18 protein-coding genes are annotated in these 21,174 nt (G+C 70.0%); 9 read left to right on the top strand and 9 right to left on the bottom strand.

What is annotated here, in order from left to right:
• Nucleotides 1–48: 48 nt before the first annotated feature.
• The 3 genes from PSH03_RS18875 to PSH03_RS18865 all read right to left on the bottom strand — a co-directional run bounded on the left by PSH03_RS18875 (nt 49) and on the right by PSH03_RS18865 (nt 3,533).
• The gene (locus PSH03_RS18875) at nt 49–1,404 is read right to left on the bottom strand and encodes a glycoside hydrolase family 6 protein (RefSeq protein ID WP_238689922.1); all 1,356 of its coding nucleotides are present in this window, start codon (nt 1,402–1,404) and stop codon (nt 49–51) included.
• Between the two features lie 217 nt (nt 1,405–1,621).
• Nucleotides 1,622–2,575, bottom strand: a complete 954-nt coding sequence (locus PSH03_RS18870) for a cyclase family protein (protein ID WP_238689921.1) — start codon at nt 2,573–2,575, stop codon at nt 1,622–1,624.
• A 112-nt stretch (nt 2,576–2,687) separates the two neighbouring features.
• The gene (locus PSH03_RS18865; RefSeq protein WP_238689920.1) at nt 2,688–3,533 is read right to left on the bottom strand and encodes a DUF1963 domain-containing protein; all 846 of its coding nucleotides are present in this window, start codon (nt 3,531–3,533) and stop codon (nt 2,688–2,690) included.
• Between the two features lie 413 nt (nt 3,534–3,946).
• On the opposite strand from PSH03_RS18865, the gene PSH03_RS18860 reads away from it, so the two are divergent.
• On the top strand, nt 3,947–5,134 hold the full coding sequence (locus PSH03_RS18860) for a metal-dependent hydrolase family protein (protein WP_210783593.1): 1,188 nt from the start codon (nt 3,947–3,949) through the stop codon (nt 5,132–5,134).
• A 13-nt stretch (nt 5,135–5,147) separates the two neighbouring features.
• On the opposite strand, the gene PSH03_RS18855 is transcribed toward PSH03_RS18860, so the two are convergent.
• The gene (locus PSH03_RS18855) at nt 5,148–5,582 is read right to left on the bottom strand and encodes a glutaredoxin domain-containing protein (RefSeq protein ID WP_210783595.1); all 435 of its coding nucleotides are present in this window, start codon (nt 5,580–5,582) and stop codon (nt 5,148–5,150) included.
• Nucleotides 5,583–5,840: 258 nt separating this feature from the next.
• Between PSH03_RS18855 and PSH03_RS18850 the strand changes: the two genes are divergently transcribed.
• The 3 genes from PSH03_RS18850 (at nt 5,841) to PSH03_RS18840 (ending at nt 9,705) form a co-directional block, all read left to right on the top strand.
• Nucleotides 5,841–7,343, top strand: a complete 1,503-nt coding sequence (locus PSH03_RS18850; protein WP_238689919.1) for a family 43 glycosylhydrolase — start codon at nt 5,841–5,843, stop codon at nt 7,341–7,343.
• Nucleotides 7,344–7,405: 62 nt separating this feature from the next.
• Complete coding sequence (locus tag PSH03_RS18845; protein WP_372494807.1) at nt 7,406–9,061, top strand: RICIN domain-containing protein; 1,656 nt, start codon at nt 7,406–7,408, stop codon at nt 9,059–9,061.
• Nucleotides 9,062–9,183: 122 nt separating this feature from the next.
• Complete coding sequence (locus PSH03_RS18840; protein ID WP_210783597.1) at nt 9,184–9,705, top strand: hypothetical protein; 522 nt, start codon at nt 9,184–9,186, stop codon at nt 9,703–9,705.
• A 51-nt stretch (nt 9,706–9,756) separates the two neighbouring features.
• On the opposite strand, the gene PSH03_RS18835 is transcribed toward PSH03_RS18840, so the two are convergent.
• Together PSH03_RS18835 and PSH03_RS18830 are read right to left on the bottom strand one after the other, a co-directional pair.
• A complete protein-coding gene (locus PSH03_RS18835) occupies nt 9,757–11,022 on the bottom strand; it encodes a prolyl oligopeptidase family serine peptidase (protein ID WP_210783599.1) in 1,266 nt (421 codons plus the stop codon).
• A gap of 167 nt (nt 11,023–11,189) precedes the next feature.
• Complete coding sequence (locus PSH03_RS18830) at nt 11,190–11,789, bottom strand: hypothetical protein (protein WP_210783601.1); 600 nt, start codon at nt 11,787–11,789, stop codon at nt 11,190–11,192.
• Nucleotides 11,790–11,905: 116 nt separating this feature from the next.
• Between PSH03_RS18830 and PSH03_RS18825 the strand changes: the two genes are divergently transcribed.
• From PSH03_RS18825 to PSH03_RS18810, 4 genes are all read left to right on the top strand, one after another.
• Nucleotides 11,906–14,221, top strand: coding sequence for an ATP-binding protein (locus tag PSH03_RS18825; protein ID WP_210783603.1), 2,316 nt, complete (start codon nt 11,906–11,908; stop codon nt 14,219–14,221).
• 75 nt (nt 14,222–14,296) lie between these two features.
• Nucleotides 14,297–15,445: a sensor histidine kinase gene (locus PSH03_RS18820; protein ID WP_238689917.1), complete on the top strand. Its 1,149-nt coding sequence runs from the start codon at nt 14,297–14,299 to the stop codon at nt 15,443–15,445.
• Nucleotides 15,442–16,104, top strand: coding sequence for a response regulator (locus PSH03_RS18815; RefSeq protein ID WP_210783607.1), 663 nt, complete (start codon nt 15,442–15,444; stop codon nt 16,102–16,104). Before PSH03_RS18820 ends, PSH03_RS18815 begins: the two co-directional genes overlap by 4 nt.
• Nucleotides 16,105–16,202: 98 nt before the next feature.
• Nucleotides 16,203–16,868 (top strand): DUF2306 domain-containing protein, encoded by a 666-nt coding sequence (locus tag PSH03_RS18810; protein ID WP_210783609.1) that lies wholly within the window; start codon nt 16,203–16,205, stop codon nt 16,866–16,868.
• Between the two features lie 73 nt (nt 16,869–16,941).
• On the opposite strand, the gene PSH03_RS18805 is transcribed toward PSH03_RS18810, so the two are convergent.
• Nucleotides 16,942–17,274 carry a TraR/DksA family transcriptional regulator gene (locus PSH03_RS18805; protein ID WP_210783611.1) on the bottom strand — a complete coding sequence of 111 codons (333 nt, stop codon included), beginning with the start codon at nt 17,272–17,274 and terminating at the stop codon, nt 16,942–16,944.
• Between the two features lie 480 nt (nt 17,275–17,754).
• Here PSH03_RS18805 and PSH03_RS18800 point away from each other — a divergent pair, with 480 nt between their 5' ends.
• Nucleotides 17,755–19,899, top strand: coding sequence for an amylo-alpha-1,6-glucosidase (locus PSH03_RS18800; RefSeq protein WP_210783613.1), 2,145 nt, complete (start codon nt 17,755–17,757; stop codon nt 19,897–19,899).
• Nucleotides 19,900–19,920: 21 nt separating this feature from the next.
• Here the strand turns inward: PSH03_RS18800 and PSH03_RS18795 are convergent, their stop codons facing one another.
• Both PSH03_RS18795 and PSH03_RS18790 read right to left on the bottom strand, forming a co-directional pair.
• Nucleotides 19,921–20,655 carry a VOC family protein gene (locus PSH03_RS18795; RefSeq protein ID WP_210783615.1) on the bottom strand — a complete coding sequence of 245 codons (735 nt, stop codon included), beginning with the start codon at nt 20,653–20,655 and terminating at the stop codon, nt 19,921–19,923.
• 113 nt (nt 20,656–20,768) lie between these two features.
• On the bottom strand, nt 20,769–21,125 hold the full coding sequence (locus PSH03_RS18790) for a DNA polymerase ligase N-terminal domain-containing protein (RefSeq protein WP_210783617.1): 357 nt from the start codon (nt 21,123–21,125) through the stop codon (nt 20,769–20,771).
• Nucleotides 21,126–21,174: the final 49 nt, after the last annotated feature.

The following is a 21,174-nucleotide window of genomic DNA, read 5'->3' as shown; positions in this document are numbered from 1 at the left end:
CGAACCGGGTCGGTGTCGCCGTCCCAGTGTGTCAGTGTGGAACCACGGTCACAGGGGCGGCCAGGCATTGGCCAGCAACTGACGGAAGTGCGCCGGGAACCACTCTCCGAGCGGCGGGGCGCCGGGCATCGCACCGGTGTCGTACGCGGATCCGCGAGGTGGCAGGTAGTTCGGGTCGCACAACGGCTCGTACGGCTGGCCGGCGTTCGGGCTGCCGCTGGTGCCATCGGACTCGCCGGGCGGCTTGACCCAGACGTAGGCGTCGATGCCTGGTTCCGGCGTGGCGACTGGACGCTGCCCGAGGCCGGCACCCCTCTGATTGCACCAGTTCCCGGTCACCGCCCGCCGGTCGATCCGGCTGCCGTCGACGTAACTGTTCAGATCGACAAAGGGGCCCGGGCCGGTGGGTCTGTTCGGGCCGCCCCAGCCGTTGCGTGAGGTATCGACGATCACGCCCGCGTCCGGGGAGAAGCCCGCCTCCGTCAACAGTCCCCGCAGGTGTCGCGCGTAGGGCACCTCGTCGATGAACGGGTTCCAGTCGACCCACTTCGACTGGTACACCGGTTGGCCGTTGATGACATCGTCGGCGCGGAAGTACTCCTCGTGCAGGACCGAGTAGTTGGCGGTGTTGGCCACGAAGCCATGGACGTCGGCCACCGTGCTGCCTGCGGTGGTCGCGGCCTGCGACAGCAGCGCCGTCAGCGGACCGGAGTCCTCCGGCCAGCCGACTTCGGCGTGGTGACTGATGTCGAGGTACGAGTAGACGTTGGACAGGGAACCGAGCCGGGCCAGGGCGTACCCGACCCCGTGCTGGTAGGTGCCGCGCGCCAGCGCGTCGTCACAGGCCGGTGTGGCCGCGTACCGGTTGCCGGTGTTGACGACAAGGTCGGGCAGCGAATTCGGTTCGACGAAAACGACGATCCGCAGGTCGGCGTAGTCGGGCGCAGCGAGGATCTCGACAATCGGATCAATGAACTGTGCCCGGTACCGGGCAAGGTCCCCGATCGACAGCTCACCCTGCGGGGCCCGCCGGCCGCAGTCGCGGGCCGGCAGGTTGTACAGGGTCAACTGGACGAGGTCGGCGTGCTGTGCCACGGCGGCGTCCAGGTGCTCGCGCAGGCCCATCCTTCCGTCGTCTCCCTCGATCCTGGCGATCCGGTCCAGCCAGACCGCTGTCGGCTGGCCGGCGACCGCGTCGCCGCCGGGCTCCGCGATGGCGCGGTCGACCCACTCGGGATTGACGTAGAGCTGGGCTCCGACGTAGGGGTTGGCCACCCGGTGCGGCGGATCGGCGGCGTTGGCCGGACCGGCGGCGCTGAGCAGCACCATGACGAGGACGGACACGGCGGCGGCGAGGACCGCGCGGACCCGGGCGGGTACGCCTCGCCAACGTGGCATGGTCATGGTGGTAGCCCTCTCGGAACCTGACCCGGTGCCGGCCTGCGGCTACCGGCCCGGCCTGGTTGCTCCGACCGCATCGCACCACGGCGGACACCCCTGCCATAGATTTACGTACTTCGATAACTCATCGCATTATGCCGCACCGCGTCGGACCCGGGGGCCCGTACCGCGGTGCGGTGGCTACCACTGCGAGGCTGGCGCTGGGAGTGCGCCGCGACGGTCAGAAGGTGGCGATCGGGTTGACCGGGCTGCCGGACGTGCCGGCGAAGCGGACCGGTGCGACTGCCAGGTGGAAGTCCCACTGGCCAAGCTCGGCAGCCGTCGTCGCGCACGCCTCCAGGTCGCAGTTGTCGAGCATCCACAGGCCCATCGCGACGAGGCTCACGGCGTGGACCGGCATCAACACGTCGTCGTACCCCGACGGCTGAACGTCCTGTGGTGTGTCGGCGCCGATCAACGCCACCCCCCGTTCATGCAGCCACGGCAGGCAGGACGCGTGCCAGCCGGCCTGCGTGAAGCCGCTGGCCGCACCGTTCTCGTGCCGGAAACGGCCATAGCCGGTCCGCAGGAGTATCGCGTCGCCGGGGCGCACCCGCACCCCCTGGCGACGCTCGGCCTCCTCGAGATCGTCGGGAGACACGCCCTCCCCCGGCTCCAGCCACGGCACACCGCGGGCCGCCGCGACGTCCACCAGGACACCACGCGTGACGATCCCGTTCGCGGCCGCCGTGACGGCCGCCCACGCCGAGCCCGTCGCGGCGTCGACGAACGAGTGCGACCGCCCGTTGTACATCGTGCCGTCCCAGTAGATGTGGCACGGCGAGTCGAGGTGGGTGAGGGTGTTGCCGTGGAAAGAGATGCCCAGCCGCTCGGACGAGAAGCCCCAACGCCGGTCGGCGTGGAACGCGGGCGGCATGTTCTCGGCACCCGGCATGTCGGCGGTGCACGGGCACGTCGTCGTCGACCGCTCCATGTCTCCCGGTGCGACGACCTCCCACGCGCAGGACACGCTCCTGCCGTACCGCACCGCCCGCGCCGCCGCGAGCCGGACGCCGTCGGTGATGTGGTTCAGCGTGCCGAGTTCGTCGTCGTCGCCCCATCGCCCCCAGTTGGACAGCGTGTCGAAGTACCCGAGCACCTCGTCCTGGGTCGGCATCGGTCGCCCTGCCGTCATGTCAGCATCGACTCCTCGTGTCACGCGGTGTCGAGGCACCGCAGGTCAGGGTAGCCGGCCGCTCGATCGACGGACGACCGCAGGCAGCGCACCTGCGCTGCCTGGCGCTGTTCTACTCACTGAAATCGGTCACGGAGAGCGCCTCGTCCAGCCGACCGGCGGCCAGGTCGTCGTGGCGGATGACGAAGCTGCCGTAGTAGAACTCGTCGGCCACGGAAAAACGGGCGAGCGACACCCATTCGCTCGTCAGCCGGTGCTTCTCCTTCTCCACCTGGGAATACCACTGCGCCACCGGGACGACAATCTCGCCGGCCTTCTCCCGTCCGGCGAGGGTCTGCTCCGCGATACTCCTGATCACCTCGTCGTCGGCGTACCCGCCGATATCGGCGCTGGCAAGCCCTCCATCGGGCGACCAGAGGTCGTCGGCCAGCGCACGGAGCTCCTCCAGGTGCGGCAGGTCACGCTCCAGGTCACGGACCAACTGCTGCTGGAAGGGCGACAGGTCGTCCTCGTCGTCCTCGTCGTCGTCGTGCGTCGCGATCCAAGGGGGCAGCTCCGCGACCAGCGTGGCGCGGACGTCGTACTGCTCGCCGACGAAGTTGGGGATGCTCGGTTCTTCCGCCACCTCGGTATCGGTGTCGGCCGGCACGTACACGACCCGCGCGTACCTCCGGTCTCCGGTGCCACCGGCCAGGTGGTCCTCCTGGTGGGCCAGGAAGAAGAGCAGCGAGCCGTCTGCCGGCAGGCCGAAGCCGTCGATTCTCGGCAGCGCCGCACAGTCCACGGAGAAGATGAATGGCAACGGACTGGTTCCGGCGGTCGGCCAGTCGGTGCCCACCGGTAGTCGGGGCAACCCACCGAACTGCCCGACCGGGGCACCGCCGGAACCGCCGCTCAACCGGATCGACAGACGCAGGTGGTCGGTGAACCTGCTGAGCTCGTCATCCGGAATGCCCACCTCGAGCGCTGCACGACGAAACTGCCCCTGATGATCCATGGCCCAGCATGATGCCATGGAGATACGACGGGACGACGACCCCGGCGAACGGGTGGGCCAAGGACCCTGTCCGACCTCGACCAGACATCCGTCCGGGTCGCGCAGGTGGCGCGGGGCGCCGACCCCCACCGGCCACACCAGAGGCACCCCACCTTTGCTCTGCACCCGCCCATTCGCCAGTTACGGACCGTGCGTGGTGCGTGGGCGGGTGCAGAGCAAAGGGCGGATTCCGCACGGACACCGTACGGGCGGATCGCTAACTCGGCTGGGGGACGAGACATCGCTCTGGCGAGGGAGGCTGCGCGCACTCGGCGGTGCGATGGTCAGGCCATGACCGGTGGCAGCTGCGCCGAGCGGTGTGGGATGGGGTGACGATGACGAAACATGCGGTCCGGGTGGCCCGGATGTTCGACGGCGAACGGCTCGTGGACGGCGGGGTGCTGGTCCTGGTCGACGGCGGGCGCATCGCCGACGTGCGCCGGGGTAGCGCCGGGGCGCCGGAAGGCTGGCCGGTGCGCGAGGAGCCGAACGGCACGCTGCTGCCCGGCTTGGTCGACGCGCACGTGCACCTGTGCGCCGACGCCGGGCCCGACGCGCTCGGCCGGCTCGCCGATCGTCCCGAGTCAGACCTCGACACGGTCGTCGAGGCGTCACTACGTAGGCACCTGGCGGCCGGCGTCACGACGGTCCGGGACCTGGGCGACCGGCGTGACGCGGTGCTGCGTTGGCGGGATCGGCGGGTGCGGGACGACCTTCCGACGGTGGTGGGGTCGGGCGCACCGCTCACCAGCGTCGGCGGGCACTGCTGGTCGTTGGGGGGTGAGGCGAGCGGTGTCGACGGGGTCCGCGAGGCCGTACGTCTGCGGGCGGCGGCCGGGGCCGATCTGGTGAAGGTCATGGCCAGCGGCGGGGTGTTCACCCCGGGCACCGACACCACGAGGCCGCAGTTCACCGACGAGGAGCTGACCGCCGCGCTGACGCAGGCCCACGATCTGGGCCTGCCGGTGACCGCTCACGCGCACGCGCTCGGCGCGGTCGAGCAGTCGCTGCGCGTCGGTGTGGACGGTATCGAACACTGCACCTGCGTCACCTCGGCCGGCGCCCGTGTCCCCGCTGAGCTCGCGGACCGACTGGCCGCGTCCGGGGTGGCAGTCTGTGCCACGCTCGGCACCGACCCGGCCGTGGTCACGCCACTCGAGGTGGTGGAGATGGCGGCGCGGGCCGGGCTCAGCGAGGCCGCGCTGCGCGACGGCGTTGCCACGCTGCACCGGGCCGGGGTCCGCCTGGTGGCGGGTTCGGACGCGGGTCTCGGCCCCGCGAAGCCGCACGGGATCCTGCCCGAGACGCTGGTCGAGTACGTGGTCTGCGGCATTCCCGCCACGGTCGCTCTCGCCGCAGCGACCTCGGTCGGTGCCGAGGTGTGTGGTCTGGGGCGACGCAAGGGCCGGGTCCGCCCGGGGTTCAACGCTGATCTGCTGATCGTGGACGGCGACCCGACGAGCGACATCACTGTGCTGCGCCGCCCGCTCGCGGTGTACCTCGCCGGTGACCTCCTGAGATGAGGGTGCCGTCGGGTCAGGACGAGCCGAGCTGCTGGCGGAACCAGGCCCGGTCGGGGTTCACGACGGCTTGGTCGCCGAGCACGACGGTGGGCACTGTCTCATTGCCGCCGGCTACCGCCCGGACGGCGGCGGCAGCGGCCGGGTCACGCCAGATGTCCACCCAGTGCGCCCGCCGCGCGAGCCGGCCGAGGGAGAACCGGAGCCGGAGGCAGTAGTGACAGCCGGGACGCCAGTACACGATCGGCCGGCCGTCGACCGCGCTGGCCCGTTGCGCCTCGGCGGCGCCCATCGAGCGGGGAAAGGCCCACGGTGACAGCAGCAACGCCAACGCCAGGAAGACCACCAACTCGACGCCGCCGACGACGGGCAGACCATCGGCCAGTTGCGTCACCGCCACCAGCACGCCGAACGCCGCCATCAGGATCGCCAGAGCCCACCGTCGCAGCACGCCGAGGACACTACCTCCAGGTGCGCGACGGCGGCTGCTCCGGCCAGGAGGGCGGCCACCATACCTTGACAGCCATCGATGTTAACGCCAACATGAACTCCGCCACCTGATAGCAACGCCACCGTCACATTCCCAGCCCTTCGCGCCTCTCCCCCGGTCCTGCCCGACGTCGCCGCCCGGCGTCGACCGGACCGGCCACGGGATTGTCGCGGTGCCACCGGTGCTGGTCATGGCCGTTCCCAAGCTCGCGGAGGACACATGCCGCTGCCATCCCCTCGAACCGACCCGAACACCCGTCGGGGGCCTGCCGGCCACGGCGTCACTTGGCGTCTGCGGTCGATGCTGGCCGCGGTGTTGGTGGTCCTCGCCGTGTCGGCCGGCCTGCTCGTGGCGGCGCCGGCGCAGGCCGCGCCGGCCGTCAACTACACCAACCCGCTGGTGAACCAGCGGGCCGACCCGCACATCTTCCGGCACACCGACGGCTACTACTACCTGACCGCGACGGTGCCGCAGTACGACCGGATCGTCCTGCGCCGAGCGACCACACTGCAAGGATTGGCGACGGCCGCGGAGACGACGATCTGGAGCCGCCACACCAGCGGAGAGATGGGCGCCCACATCTGGGCGCCAGAGATCCACTTCATAAACAATCGGTGGTACATCTACTTCGCTGCCGGCCGCACCGACGACGTGTGGCGGATCCGGATGTACGTGCTGGAGAACGCCAACGCGAATCCGCTGACCGGTTCGTGGACGGAACGCGGCCGCATCACCACGCCCTGGGACACCTTCAGCCTGGACGCCTCGACCTTCGTCGCCAACGGGGTGCGCTATCTGACCTGGGCCCAGCAGGAACCGGCGATCGGAAACAACTCCAACGTCTACCTCGCCCGGATGGGTGCCAACCCGTGGCAGATCACCGGCACCGTGACTCGGCTCGTCGTGCCGACGTACGACTGGGAGACCCGCGGCTACCGGGTTGCCGAGGGACCGGCGGTGATCCAACGAAATGGCCGGATCTTCCTGACCTACTCCGCCAGCGCCACGGACGCCAACTACTGCCTCGGGATGCTGAGCGCCTCCGCCAGCGCGAACCTGCTCGACGCCGCCTCCTGGAGCAAGAGCCCCAGCCCGGTGTTCGCCAGCAACGCGGCCACCAGCCAGTACGGCCCCGGCCACAACTCGTTCACCGTCTCCGAGGACGGGCAGAGCGACATCCTCGTCTACCACGACCGGAACTACCGCGACATCACCGGCGACCCGCTCAACGACCCGAACCGACGCACCCGGCTGCAGAAGGTGTACTGGAACGCCGACGGCACCCCGAACTTCGGCATCCCGGTGCCCGACGGGGCCACACCGGTGCGGCTGCGGTCACATGATCAGGCCAGCAGCTACATCCGGCACTACGACTATCGGGCCCGGATCGAGCCGAACGTGACCAACCTGGCCGACTCCCAGTTCCGCATCGTCACCGGCCTCGCCGGCGGCGGTTCGGTGTCGCTGGAGTCGACCAACTTCCCCGGTTACTACCTACGTCACCGGGGCTACGCCCTGTACGTGGAGAAGAACGACGGCTCGGCGCTGTTCGGCGGCGACGCGAGCTTCCGTCGTCAAGGCGGCCTCGCCGACAGCGCCGGGATCTCCCTGGAGTCGCAGAACTTCCCGGGCCGCCACGTGCGCCACCGCGACGGACTGCTCTACATCGAGGCGGTCAGTTCGAGCGCCGAACGCGCCTCGGCCACCTTCCACCTGGAGTAGGCGCCCGCGGTCGTCGACACCCGTCCAGTTTCGCCCGGAGCCCATTCCAGCCAGGAGGAGCGATGTCCGCTACCAGCACGAGAAGACCGTCCGGCAGTGGGACGATGCGTCGCGGCCGGCGTACGGGCCTGGTGCTCGCCATGATCACCATGCTGGTCGGCGCGGTTGGTGCCGTTCTGGTCGGCGCACCGCCGGCAGCGGCGGCGAGCATCGACACCAACGCCTACTACGTCCTGGTCAACCGGAACAGCGGCAAGGTCCTCGACGTCCGGGACACCTCGACGGCGGACGGCGCGGTGATCCAGCAGTGGTCCCGTAACGACGGCGCGTGGCAACAGTTCCAGTTCGTCTCCTCCGGCAGCGGCTACTACCGCCTCAAGGCCCGGCACAGCGGCAAGGTCGTCGACCTCTGGGAGTGGAACACCGCTGACGGCGCCGAGTACCGCCAGTGGTCCGATGTCAACGGCATCAACCAGCAGTTCCAGGTCCTCGACTCCGACAGCGGTTACGTCCGGCTGATCAACCGCCACTCGGCCAAGGCACTTGAGGTCTGGGAGCGGTCCACCGCCGACGGGGGCCGGATCAGTCAGTACGCCGACCTCAACGGCCCGAACCAGCAGTGGCAGCTGGTCGCGGTAGGCGGCGGCACGCCACCGACCACCGGCTGTGGCAGCGGGTCGAGCAACGCCGAGGCCGTACTGAGCGGGAGCACCTGGACGGCCCGCAACGGCTCGTCGACGGTCTACTCGGGTTCGGACATGCTGTCGGCGATGCAGGCGGCGGTCAACTCGCTCTCGACGGGTCGTACGTCGAAGCAGCGGGTGGTGGTTCGCGGCTCCGGCTCGATGAGCGCGGGCTCGCGGTTGTCGCTGCCGTCGTACACGACTCTGGCGGTGTGCGGCACGATCAACGTGACCGGGTCGGGCTCGGGTGACCAGGCGCCGGTGTACTCGCGGGGGACCACTGACGTCGAGGTGCAGAACCTCACGCTGACCGGTTCACCGTTGTACGGGATCTTCATGCGCAACGTGAACAACCTGACTCTCGGGCAGATCGACATGCGGCTCTCCGCCGGGCTGGGCGTACGCATCGACAACCACGGTGGAGATCGGGCGGTGAAGGTTCGCAACGTCCGCATCGACAACGTGTACGTGTCGGGGAGCGGCACCCACGGGGTGGAGACGTACGGCGTGGACGGTCTGACGATCGGCACGGTCACGGCCCGGAACACCCGGGACTCCGGCCTGCTGCTCAACGACACGATCAACGCCACGGTGGGCACTGTCGACGCGCAGGGCGCCGGGGCCGGAACCGGGTACGCGGCGTTCCGGATGGCCAACCGCAACGGCCGGGTGGGCAACTCGTACCCGACCAATATCCGGGTGGGAACCGTGCTCGCGTCCGGCGGTGGCCGGGGGATCTTCTGCGTGTCGGAGTCCGGTGGCGCGGTCATCGACCGGGTGACGATCTCGAACACGGGCAACAACGCGATCCTTGTGGAGAACTGCTACAACGTCGTCATCGCCGGGGTGTCCGGGACGGTGACGGGCGGCGGCGAGGTGCGGATCGCGGCCCGGAGCGAGTTCCCGATCTCCTCCGGCATCCGGTTCCAGAATCTGACCGTCAGCGGCACCAACATCACCCAGAGCCCCTGCGGTGGGGCGAACAACACGATCAGCAACGTCACCCGGGTCAACTCGACCCTGACGTGGTGTTGACCCGGTGAAGAGCGGCCGCCCCGGTAGGGGCGGCCGCTCTCAGTCGGATCGAGGTTGGTGTGCTCCGGCCCGGGCCGGTCGCGGGGTTTCGTCGGCTGTCGCTTGCGGGTAGCCGATGGCCCATGAACCGCAATCTCGTCAAGGCTCTACAGGTCGCGTGGGAGCTGCCGGAGTTCCGCACCGGGGTGCGACACGTCGTCGATCTCGATGAGGTCGCGGTGCTGCTGGCCACGCTGTCCGTTCCGGACCATGACCACGAGGTGGAGCGCAGCCTGCTGAGCCTGCTGCGGTCCGCCCTGGACACTGTCGAGATTCGGGAAGCGGTGTTGCTGCTGCTGGAGCAGGACGAGGTGCGCAGACCGCTCGTCGCGGCCGCGGTGGAGCCGCTGGCTGACCGGCCGGGTCGGGCTGCCGCCATCGCGTCGGCGGCCGAGGATCCTGTGGTGCGGCGTGAGGTGAGGGCGGTGTTGGCCAGCGCCAAGGTGCGCGAGCTGATCTGGCAGGCGATCGAGAACCAGTTGAGCGACGACCGGTTCGGCCTGATCCGCCGGGCGGCGGTGCTGTTCGTGCGGCACCCGAGCGTCCGGCGCCTCGCCTGGGCCCTGCGCCGGCACGGGGTGTTGCGCGAGCTACGCCGCAAGTAGGCCGTGCCGGCCGGCCGGTCGGCACTCGTCGGCCTGCCCTCGGAGGGCAGATCACCGACGGCGGCGGGCCATCCACTGCCAGATGTGGGTGCCGTTGAGCCTCGGGTCGTTGCGGGCCACGTAGATCCAGGACCAGTGACCGGGGAACTGGTAGCCGTTCCAGACGACGTGGTCGTACAGGCTGATCAGTGATCCCGGGATGAGGTCGTGGGCGTGGATCGTGTTGGTCTCGGGTGGCACGGTGTCGTCGTCGCGCGAGGTGACCAGCCAGGTCGGGGTCCGAATCTTCGCCAGCTCCGCGTCGGTGATCAGCGGCGGGCCCTCCCCGCTGAGCGGCTCGACGACACCGCAGATCGGCACCGAGGCGGCGAACAGGTCGGGGTAGGTCGAGGTCATCTCCAGGGACATGTAGCCGCCGTTGCTGCAACCGACCACGTAGATCCGGTCCGGGTCGACACGCTTGCGGCGTACGAGGTCCTGAATGATCTCGCGGATCAGCGGGGCGAACCGGGGGCCGTCCTCCATCCAGTAGGAGGTGCTCTGCGGCGCGACGACGTACGCGCCGGAGAAGATCCGCTGGGCCTGCGGGGTGGCGAAGCCGAGCGCTCCCCGGTTGGCGCGCAGCGTGGTCTCGTTGTCGTAGTAGTCGTCCGGCAGCGAGGCGCCCTCGCCGCCACCGTGCAGCCAGACGATCAGTGGTCGCCGGCCATGCCGGGGCGAGTGGTCGGGCGAGTACAGCCGGTACTTCATACCCGAGCCCGAGACGTGGTGGCTGAAGGCGTCCACCTCGGGGTTTGACAGCCCTGCCTGCACGAAGCGGCTGATGGTCACCGGCGAGCCGTGCCGCCGGACGATCGGGGTGTTCTGGGTGATGGTGTAGACGAGGTCCAGCCGGACGTTGCGGCCCCTGCTCAGGATGTAGCCGAGGGTGCCACCGCCGGGTTGGCCCTCGGCGTGGCTCAACTCCAGCACGATGTTGCCGTGCCGGTCGAGTCGGGCCGCGGTCACCGTGCGGTCCAGGTCGTACTCGCTGAAGATCTGGTCGCCGGGAGCGATCGGGATCGGGCTGGTGGCCTTGGCGTGCACTGTGAACGTGCCGGGGGTCAGCGCGGCCGGGTCGATCGATCCGAGCCGGCGGGTGTCGAGGGTGACCGAGGTGACCTGCTCACCGCCGTCGAGCGTTCTCGCGCCGAGGGTGAAGCTCACGTTGGTGGGATGGTGTCCACCGGCGTGGGCGGCGGCGCCGGGCAGGGCCAGGCCGATGGCGGCACCGGCCCCACCGGCCAGGACGGTGCGGCGAGTGACAGACGTGGACATGCGGGCCCCCGTAGCTTGCGATGTAGAAGCTTATCGATGGCACCTCAACGTAACGCCGCGGAGATCCGCTGGCAACCGGTGCCGGCACGAGTGATCAGGGCGCCCCACGTCGTGAAGCTACGCGGAAGACGCCCTGATCAGTCACGGGAGGAAGGCCACCGGCACGGTCAGCTCAGGCGCTCGAACACGGAGAACGGGTAGACCCAGGCGGGGTTGAAGATGAGGCCCAGCCGGTGCAGGTACCGCTGGCAGGTGCTCGGCTGCGCCGGGTCGGGGCAGAACGTCACCCACAGCTCGGAGTAGCCGTCCTTCTCGGTCGGGCTGTAGCTGACGATCTGGTCCCGCACCACGAACTGCAGCGAGGTCAGTCGGGGGTCCTGCACGTCGTTGGGGAAGGCGAGGGACGTGTCCAGGCCGTAGAGCACGATCTCGTTGGCGAACAGGCAGACGCTCGCCTGGAAGTACAACTCGTAGATGGTGGTGTAGGTGGCGGTCTCGTACACCTCCTCGGAGACCTCCTCGCGGTAGCACGGGGTGCCCGGCGGGAACGCGGGTGGCGTGGGCACCGGGATCGCGTTGGTCGTGATGTCACCGGTGGTGCGGGTCGAGCTGCCCGACGACGTCGCGCGCAGGCCGCCGTCGGAGCAGGCCGCCTTCGTCTTGCAGATGGCCGCGTCGGGCGCCGCCGACGCGGCCGCCGCCGGGACGGTGAGCGTTGCCGCGAGCACGGTCAGGGCCAGGACCAGAGGCTTGAGATGTACGGACACGTAACCTCCAATGGTTCGATCAGTGCGCTCTGCACCCGAGCAGAATCGCCGAGCGGGCCGGCCCTCTGGCCGGGATTCCGTACACCGCCGTACACTGACGAACGTCTATTTTGACTGTGGGGGGCAGGACGCTGGATGCTGCGACGGCGCGAACGTCCGACGACCTTGCCGGGTTGTTGCGGGCGTTGCGACGCAGGCACGCACGCCAACAGGGCGACAGCGAGCTGACCTATCGCGAGCTGGCCGCCCGCACCGGCTGGTCGCACACGGCGATCGCGGAGTACCTCACCGGGAAAACGCTGCCACCGACCGACCGGCTCGACGCCCTGGTCCGGCTCCTCGGTGCCACGCCGGCCGAGCAGGGCGCGTTGGCCACCGCCCGGGACCGGATCGAGGAGAGCCGCCGTCGCGCGCCCCGCGCACCCGCCCGGATGGTGCCCCGGCAGTTGCCCGCCGACGTGGCCAGCCTCGCCGGTCGTGAGGACGAGTTGGCCCTTCTCGACAAGCTGGTCGCCGCGCCCACCGCCGTCGTGGTCGCCGCCATCTCGGGCACCGCCGGGGTGGGTAAGACCGCCCTGGCCGTGCACTGGGCGCATCGCGTCGCCGACCGGTTCGACGACGGTCAGCTCTACGTGAACCTGCGCGGCTTCGACCCGCGCGGGCAGGCGCTGAGCGCGGCGAAGGCGCTGCACGGCTTCCTGGACGCGCTCGGAGTGCCGGCCGCCCGGGTGCCCGCCGACCTCGACGCCCAGGCCGCCCTGTACCGCAGCGCGCTGGCCGGCAAACGGGTCCTGATCGTGCTCGACAACGCCCGGGACGCCGAACAGGTCCGTCCGTTGCTGCCCGGCACACCCACCACCGTGGTGCTGGTGACGAGCCGCAACCAGCTCACCTCTCTGGTCAGCCTCGACAGCGCGCACCCACTACCGCTCGGCCTGCTCAGCCGCGCCGCGGCCAGTCACCTGCTCACCAACCGGCTCGGCGCTGAACGGGTGGCCGCCGAGCCGGAGGCCGCCGAGGCGATCATCGCCGCCTGCGCCCGGCTACCGCTCGCGTTGAGCATCGCCGCCGCCAGAGCCCAGCAGTCCGGCTTCCCGCTGGCCGTCCTCGCGACCGAGCTGGGGACGGTCGGTCGGCGGTTCGGCGTACTGGACGCAGGTGACGCGGTCGGTGAGGTACGGGCGGTGTTCTCCTGGTCGTACACCGCGCTCACCCCGCCGGCGGCCGACCTGTTCCGGCTGCTGGGCCTGCACCCCGGCCCGGACACCACTGTGCCCGCGGCGGCGAGCCTGGCCGGTCTTCCGGCGGAAGGCACCCGCCGGTCGCTGACCGAGCTGACCCGAGCGAACCTGCTCGCCGAGTACCGGCCCGGCCGGTTCACGGCGCACGACCTGTTGCGGGCGTACGCCGCTGAACTCAGCGACGGCACCGATCCCGAGCCGGACCGTCGGGCCGCCACCACTCGGCTTCTCGACCACTACACCCACACCGCCCACACCGCCGACGCCCTGCTGCGCCCGTACGGCGACCCGGTCGACCACCTCGTGACGCCGCCCGCTGACGGCGTGCATCCTGAGCGACCCACCACCCACGCGGAGGCGATGGCCTGGTTGACCGCGGAACATCCGGTCCTGCTCGCCGCGCTCCGGCAGGCCGCCGGTGCCGGGTTCGACGCGCACACCTGGCGGTTGGGGCGGGCCCTCGACACGTTCCTTGACCGGCAGGGGCACTGGCACGACCGTGTCGAGACCTGCCGGGCGGCCCTGCTCGCCGCCGAGCGCCTCGGCGACCCGGTCGCACAGGCGGTCGCGCACCGCTTCCTGGCCGGCGCCCACACGGTGGTCAGCCAGTACGCCGACGCGCTGGGCCACCTCGAACAGGCCCTCGACCTGTACGTCCGCGCCGGGGACACCGAGGGCGAGGCGCGTACGCACCAGAACCTCGCCTCGTTGTGGGACCGGCAGGGCGAGCCCCGGAAGGCCCTTGAGCACTCGAAGCGGACCCTTGTGCTGGCCGAGGCCGCCGGCCACCGCAGGGCCCAGGCCGACGCGCTCAACGCGGTCGGCTGGTGCCTCGCCCAGCTCGGCGAGCACCTCGGGGCGTTGGCGTACTGCGAGCAGGCACTCGAACTCCTTCAGCAGCTCGACGACCGGGCCGGTGAGGCCGCCACCTGGGACAGCCTCGGCTTCGCACACCATCACCTCGGCCAGTACGGCCGGGCCGTGGAGTGCTACGAGCGCACGCTCGAGCTGACGCGCGACCTCGGGGACCGCTGGGGCGAGGCGGACACCCTCAGCCGGCTCGGTGACACCCGCCACGCCCTTGGCGACCCCGTTTCCGGTCGGGCCGACTGGCAGCGGGCACTGGACATCTTCACCGCCCTCGACCATCCGGACGCCGCCGCCGTCCGCGCCAAACTTCAGCTCACGTAATCGAGACCATCGCCCAGCGACCGGCCACCCGGGTCGTACTTTGGAACGATCTGGAGTCGCACCACCGTTCGTACGATGAGTCCCATGCATCCTCGCCTGCACGCGGTGTTGACCGAGCCGCGTGTCTCCCCCGCCCCGTCGCGGACGTGGCGCGACTGGGCGATGGTCGCCGCCCTCGCGCCGGCGATCGTGGTGGAAGGAATCTTCCGACCCGATCTGCCCTGGCGGGTGGGCTGCGTCGTCGTCGCGCTCGCGCTGCTGCCCACGCTCCTGTGGCGGCGTACGGCGCCGCTCGCGATGGTGGTGATCGCGTTCGGCTGCACCACGGTCGCCCCGTTCGTGCTACCCGGCGATCCCTGCCAGCTGTTCACGGCGAGCTTCCTGGTCCTCCTGGTCTACGCGCTGTTCCGCTGGGGCTCCGGCCGGGAAGCCGTGCTCGGTTCGTTCTTCGTGGTGACCAAGGTGACCGCCGCCGGCCTGGTCGGCTCGGCCGACGGCGGTGAGCTGGTCGCCGGCTTCGCGGTGATGTTCGCCGCCGCCACGCTGGGTGTCGCCATCCGCTTCCGCGCCGCCGCCCGGCTGCGCGAGCTGGATCGGGTGAAGCTGTTGGAGCGTGAACGGCTCGCCCGCGACCTGCACGACACGGTTGCCCACCACGTGTCGGCGATGGCGATCCGAGCCCAGGCCGGCATCGCCGCGTCGGCGACCCAGCCGGATGCCGCCGTCGAGGCGCTGCGCACCATCGAGGCCGAAGCGTCCCGTGCGCTTGCCGAGATGCGCGCGATGGTCCGCGTCCTGCGCCGCAACGAGCCCGCCGACCTGGCGCCCAACCCGCAGGTCGCCGACATCGGGCGGCTCGCCGGCCAGTTCCGCACCGGTCCGACCGTCGACGTGGAGCTGCGCGGCGACCTCGGCGAGCTTCCGCCAACTGTCGGCTCCGCGCTCTACCGCCTGGCCCAGGAGTCGGTCACCAATGCCCGTCGCCACGCGCGCCACGCCACCCGCATCGAGGTCAGCGTCGCTGCCGACGACACGTCCGTGCGCCTGCGGGTCAGCGACGATGGCGAGGCCGGCGCCGCTCGTCCGACCGGCTCGCCCGGTTTCGGCCTGGTGGGCATGATGGAGCGCGCCGACCTGCTCGGCGGCACCTGCGAGGCCGGCCCCGATCCCGACCGTGGATGGACCGTCACGGCCGTGCTTCCGCGCGAGGGGGTCGGCGCGTGACGGTTCGCGTCCTCGTGGCGGACGACCAGGAGATCGTCCGTACCGGCCTCACCATCATCCTGAACACGCAGCCCGGCATCGAGGTCGTCGGTGGGGCGGGCGACGGCCGCCAGGCGGTCGAACTCGCCCGTCGGCTCCGCCCCGACGTGTGCCTGTTCGACATCCGGATGCCGGGCATGGACGGCATCGAGGCCACCCGGGCGCTCGCCGGGCCAACGGTCCCTGATCCGCTAGCGGTGGTCGTCATCACGACCTTCGACCTCGACGAGTACGTGTACGCGGCGCTGCGGGCGGGCGCCCGCGGCTTCCTGCTCAAGGAGGCCGGCCCCGATCTGCTCAGCCAGGCCGTGCACGCCGCCGCCAACGGGGACGCGCTGATCGCGCCGAGCGTCACCACGCGGCTGCTGAAGGCGTTCGCCGACGCCGATCCGGCCGCACCGCGCAGGCAGCCCATCGAGGCGCTCACCGACCGGGAGGAGCAGGTCCTGGTCGCCGTTGCGCGGGGACGCACCAACCAGGAGATCGCCGACGAGCTCTACATCACGTTGAGCACGGTCAAGTCGCACGTCACCAGCCTGATGACCAAGCTGGGGGTGCGTAACCGGGTCGAGTTGGCGATGTGGGCGTACGAGACCAACCGCCGCCGACGGCAGTGGTGACCGGCGGAAGTACGACGACGGCGTCCGACCATGGGCCGACCCGACTGCGGCCCATGTGCCGATGAGCGAGGGCGGGTGCGGCGTACACCATCGATGGCATGACGATGCGCGAGTGGCGGCTACCGGCCGCGTTGATCCTGCTGGGCCTGATACCGATGCTCGCCGGCGCCGGACGCCTCACCGAGCTGGGCAGCGGACCGGAGGTCACCCCGGCCAACGCGCGCTTCGTCGCCGATCCGCTGCCGGTGGTGCTGCACATCGTCGGCGCGGCGGTCTACACGATCCTCGGCGCGTTCCAGTTCGTGCCCCGTCTGCGCCGCCACTCCTGGCACCGCCGTACCGGCCGCGTGCTCGTCCCCTGCGGGCTGACGGTCGCCTTCACCGGCCTGTGGATGGCCGTCGCGTACGACCTGCCGGCCCATGACAACGACGTGCTCGCCGGCATGCGACTCGTCTTCGGCTCGGCCATGGCCGGCGCGATCCTGCTCGGCCTCGCCGCCGTGTTACGCCGGGACATCGCCCAGCACCGCAGGTGGATGGCGCGCGGTTACGCGATCGGCCTCGGCGCCGGTACCCAGGCGTTCACCCACGCGCCGTATTTCATCGCGACCGGTGAACAGCCCGACGGTAACGTCCGGGCCGGCCTGGTGGTCGCCGGCTGGTTGATCAACCTTGCGGTGGCCGAGTGGTACCTGCGGCGTCCGACTCGGGCCGTCGCCGCGGTGGCCCTGCGCCGAGCTGAGCCCGCGCCGCAGAGAGGCTGAGGGGCTGTTGTCTCCCCTCTCGCACCTGACGGTGTGGCTGCCGCGCCGGCGGTACGGCAGCCACACCCCGGCGTCACCTGTTCTGCTTCTCCTGGCACGGCACACAGAAGCGAGCGTGCGGGAGAATTTCGAGCCGCTCGGTCGGGATGCTCTGGCCGCATCTCTGGCAGGCACCGTAGGTGCCGTCGCTGATCCGGTTCAACGCACCGGTGATCTGCTCGATGTTCTGACGGGTCGCCAGCAGCAGCGCGGCCTGGTTGTGGGCCTCGCCGGGGTCGCCGGTGTCCGCGTTGAGCTCGGTCAGTTCCCGCAGCCGAGCCGTCTGGGTGGCGAAGTCGTCCGCCAGGGACACTCGCAGGTCAGCCAGCCAACTCTGGTCGAGAGTACGACGATGATCGACGCTCATGATCTGCCTTTCAAGGGGAATGGGTGGGAAAAACAAAAAGGGCCGAAGCTTGGATAGCTTCGCCCTGGCGGTCGTTCTGGGTATGCAACGACTCCGCAGGTGGGCCTCGGCCGGTTCGCATCGGGCTCGACGTTGTGCACGTGGGCGCGGTGTGCGGCGGGCGGACAACCGGCACCCGCATGTCGGCCTTGGGGCGTGTCGTCGTCGGCACGCGCACAGCACCGCTCACCGCCACCTCGGTGGCGGCGGGCGAGCGGAACGTCACCGGCGGCATGCCCCCACCATAGAGCGGGGTTGCCCTAATGCCAACGTTCGCGGTGGAGCCTCGTTCGGGCCACGAACTGCCGCTTTTCGCCGCAATAGCGCCGTTGCCCGAACCCGGTTCGCGCCTTTCGATATCGCAGCGAGGTCATCTTCTCGAGTCCTAGACTGCGGTGCGTGGCGGGGTCTTTACCCTGCCAACCGGGGGGAGAGAATGGCATGCAATCTCAGTCGACACCGTCCGGGTCCCCGTCGACAACGCAACAATCCGACAAGGCTCACGGTGGAGCCAACCGGGACATGCCTCCGGAGTTGGGATCGGACGCTGTCGGCATATTCGAAGGCCGCACCTTCATGTTGTCCGATCCGGCCGGGAACGTGCCGAGCGACTCCATCGCTGGCCTGGTACACGACGACACCCGCTACCTCAGCCGCTGGGAGCTGACCCTCGACGGGAATGCTCCACTCGTCCTCAGCGCAAACCCTGTCGATCCCTACTCAGCGGCCTTCTTTCTGGCGAACCCTGAGATCGAGGGCCTGGCGGCGAACCGGGTCGGCGTGCGACGGGAGCGTTTCGTCGGCGACGGCATGCACGAGCGGATCACTGTGCAATATTTCGGTGCCGAGCCGGTCTCCGTGCGTCTGCGGTTGGATGTCGGCGCGGACTTCGCTGATTTGTTCGAGATAAAGGGAACGGGACGGAGCAGGCTGGCCGACATCCGGCGGACCCACCGGTCGGACGGCTCAGCGCTGTCTTTCTCCTACCAGAATTCGCACTGGTCGGCCGTCACCACCATCGAGGCCGAGCCGCGTGCCGATCGGGTCGAGGGCGACGCACTGGTCTGGGACGTGCACCTGGGGCGAGGTCAGACCTGGGGTTGTGAGCTGCGGGTGCTGCTGAACTGTCGGGGCAGGGACTACCAGCCCGTCAGCCGCACCTTCGGCGAAGAGCAGGACCCCGGCGCCGACGACGCAGCCTGGCGGTGGAGGGCGAACAAGCCGCACCTGAGCGCCGAATCAGACCTGTTGCGCGACGTGTACCACAAGTCGGCCAGCGATCTGGTGTCGATGCGGATCGCCAAGGAGATTCGGGGTGAGCAGGTCGTTCTGCTGGCCGCCGGCATGCCCTGGTTCCTGGCGGTCTTCGGACGAGACACTTTGATCACCGCCTACCAGAGCGTCAGCTGCGGACCCGACGTCGCGCGGGGCGCGCTGGTCACTCTCGCCGCGCACCAGGGCGGCGCCATCGACGACTTCAGCGACGAGGAACCGGGAAAGATCCTTCACGAGTTCCGCTCCGGCGAGCTGACGCAGCTCGGCATCATGCCGTACGGCCCATGCTTCGGTGCGGCCGACACCACCCAACTGTGGCTCATCCTGCTCTCCGAGTACTGGCGGTGGACGGGCGACGACGCACTGGTCCAGCGGTTGCGGCCGAACGCCGACGCGGCTCTGCGGTGGATCGACACCTTCGGGGACCGCGACGGCGACGGCTACGTCGAGTACGCCACCCGCTCCCCCGAAGGTATGCGCAACCACTGCTGGCGCGACTCACCGGACGGGGTCCAGTTCGCCGACAGCAGCCTTCCCTCCCTGCCGGTCGCGACCTGTGAGATCCAGGGCTACACCTATGACGCGAAGCTTCGCGCGGCGCAACTCGCCGACGGCCCGTGGGCCGACCGCGCATTGGCGCGACGGTTGCGTACCGAGGCCGCCGAGCTGCGCGAACGCTTCAACCGCGACTACTGGCTGCCCGCGCGCGGCGGCTACTACGCGATCGGCCTCGACGCCGACAAGCGCCCCATCGACTCGATGACCTCCAACATGGGTCACCTGCTGTGGAGCGGCATCGTCCCGCCGGACCGTGCCGCCACGGTGGCCCGGCAGTTGATGTCCGACCAGATGTTCTCCGGCTGGGGTGTCCGGACCCTTTCCACCGAGGACGTGGGTTACAACCCCATCGGCTACCACCTCGGGACCGTGTGGCCACACGACAACTCGATCATCGCCGCCGGGCTCGCTCGGTATGGCCACCGCGACGCCGCGAACCGCATCGCTGTGGCGATGCTGGAGGCCGCCGCCCACTTCGAGCACCGCCTGCCCGAGGCGATCTCCGGGTACGACCGCTCGCTCGGCCGACGACCCGTGCCGTACCCCACCGCCTGCAATCCCCAGGCCTGGGCCAGCGGCGCACCCCTGCTGTTCCTGCGGACGATGCTCGGGCTCGACGTGAACGACGGGATCCTCGCCACCGATCCGCACGTTCCCGAGGCGCTGGGGAACATCCGGCTGACCGGGGTCGCCGTCCACGGTGGGCGACAGACGGTCGAGGCGTCCCCGTCGCCACCCGGTTCCTCGGCCTGAACCGCGGCGCTCAAGCTTGAATCAGCCCGGGGTGAGGAGACAGAACTCGTTGCCCTCCGGGTCGGCGAGCACCCGCCACGGAACGTCTTGCCCCAGGTCGATGGGGCTCGCGCCGAGACTCCGCAGCCTGGCCGCCTCGACCTCCGGGTCGTCACCGGGGTACGGACGGACGTCGAGGTGGACGCGGTTCCACCCGCTCTTCACGTCAGGGGTACGGACGAACTCCAGGTAGGGCCCGACGCCCTTGGCGGAGCGCAATCTCGCACCCTGATCGGTGACCTCGTGCAGGGTCCAATCCGTGGCCTCGCTCCAGAATCGGGCCATGGCTCGCGGATCAGCGCAGTCGACCACTACGGCGGCGATCGGTCCGGTGTCCCGGTAGAGCGCCCTGGGCTCCAGGACGCAGAACTCGTTGCCCTCCGGGTCGGTCATGACCGTCCACGGCACGTCACCCTGGCCCACGTCGGCAACGGTTGCGCCGAGATCCATCAGGCGTGCGACCACCTGCGCCTGGTGGGCCGTCGAGGTGGTGGCGAGGTCCACGTGCACGCGGTTCTTCACCGATTTGGGCTCCGAGGAGACGACGAGGTCGACGCAGACAGCGACGGGGTCAGGGTAGACGAAGCCCTCGGGTTCGAGGTTGGTCACGCCGGGTCCCTCACTGGAGACTCCCCAACCCAGCGCCTGCGCCCAGAAACCGCCCAGCGCGGAGTCGTCGCGAGCCTTCATGTTGATCTGAACAAGCCGTGTCGCCATGCCGTGATGCTAGGACCTATCGAGTCGACGGTGGCACCCGACCTGACGTGACGGGACGGGCTCACACCGACCGCCGGCACAGCCACGCGAGCACCACTGGAGCCTGTGGCCAGCTATCCGTGCTGGTCCGCAGGCTGCTCCCTCGTCAGGTGCAGCAGCCATCCCTCGCCGGTGCGAATGAGCGCGTATCGCCGGCGACCGGTGCGGCCGTGCAACGTGAACAGCATCCGGCGGTCGGTGCGATCATGCTCCTCCCAGGTGCCGATGTCGGCGATCGACTTGTCGACGTCCTCGTAGGTGAGGTGATCGAGATCGTGGTCGGGCACGGCGATCGCGAGCCGGTTGTCGCTGGAGCTGTCCGGCAGACCGCGAGGCACCGCCCATGAGCGCAGCACACCGTCTTCTTCGAGCCGCAGGTCGAAGTGCGGTCGTGGTTTGCGGTGGTGATGCAGGACAAAGGCGGGTGCCACTCCCCCATTGTCGGCGCCGGCCGGCCCTTCCGCCCGTCAACGCGACCAG

This window comes from Micromonospora salmantinae, assembly GCF_022230905.1.
Classification (GTDB): Bacteria; Actinomycetota; Actinomycetes; order Mycobacteriales; family Micromonosporaceae; genus Micromonospora; species Micromonospora salmantinae.
This window is presented reverse-complemented; position numbering and strand designations above follow the sequence as displayed.

Bases quoted from the DNA above. Each gene is read 5' to 3' on its own strand.
- PSH03_RS18860 (WP_210783593.1), top strand. From the start codon at position 3,947: ATGACGAAACATGCGGTCCGGGTGGCCCGGATGTTCGACGGCGAACGG.
- PSH03_RS18835 (WP_210783599.1), bottom strand. From the start codon at position 11,022: ATGTCCACGTCTGTCACTCGCCGCACCGTCCTGGCCGGTGGGGCCGGT.
- PSH03_RS18850 (WP_238689919.1), top strand. From the start codon at position 5,841: ATGCCGCTGCCATCCCCTCGAACCGACCCGAACACCCGTCGGGGGCCT.
- PSH03_RS18800 (WP_210783613.1), top strand. From the start codon at position 17,755: ATGCAATCTCAGTCGACACCGTCCGGGTCCCCGTCGACAACGCAACAA.
- PSH03_RS18840 (WP_210783597.1), top strand. From the start codon at position 9,184: ATGAACCGCAATCTCGTCAAGGCTCTACAGGTCGCGTGGGAGCTGCCG.
- PSH03_RS18795 (WP_210783615.1), bottom strand. From the start codon at position 20,655: ATGGCGACACGGCTTGTTCAGATCAACATGAAGGCTCGCGACGACTCC.
- PSH03_RS18820 (WP_238689917.1), top strand. From the start codon at position 14,297: ATGAGTCCCATGCATCCTCGCCTGCACGCGGTGTTGACCGAGCCGCGT.
- PSH03_RS18870 (WP_238689921.1), bottom strand. From the start codon at position 2,575: ATGACGGCAGGGCGACCGATGCCGACCCAGGACGAGGTGCTCGGGTAC.
- PSH03_RS18805 (WP_210783611.1), bottom strand. From the start codon at position 17,274: ATGAGCGTCGATCATCGTCGTACTCTCGACCAGAGTTGGCTGGCTGAC.
- PSH03_RS18845 (WP_372494807.1), top strand. From the start codon at position 7,406: ATGTCCGCTACCAGCACGAGAAGACCGTCCGGCAGTGGGACGATGCGT.
- PSH03_RS18810 (WP_210783609.1), top strand. From the start codon at position 16,203: ATGACGATGCGCGAGTGGCGGCTACCGGCCGCGTTGATCCTGCTGGGC.
- PSH03_RS18875 (WP_238689922.1), bottom strand. From the start codon at position 1,404: ATGACCATGCCACGTTGGCGAGGCGTACCCGCCCGGGTCCGCGCGGTC.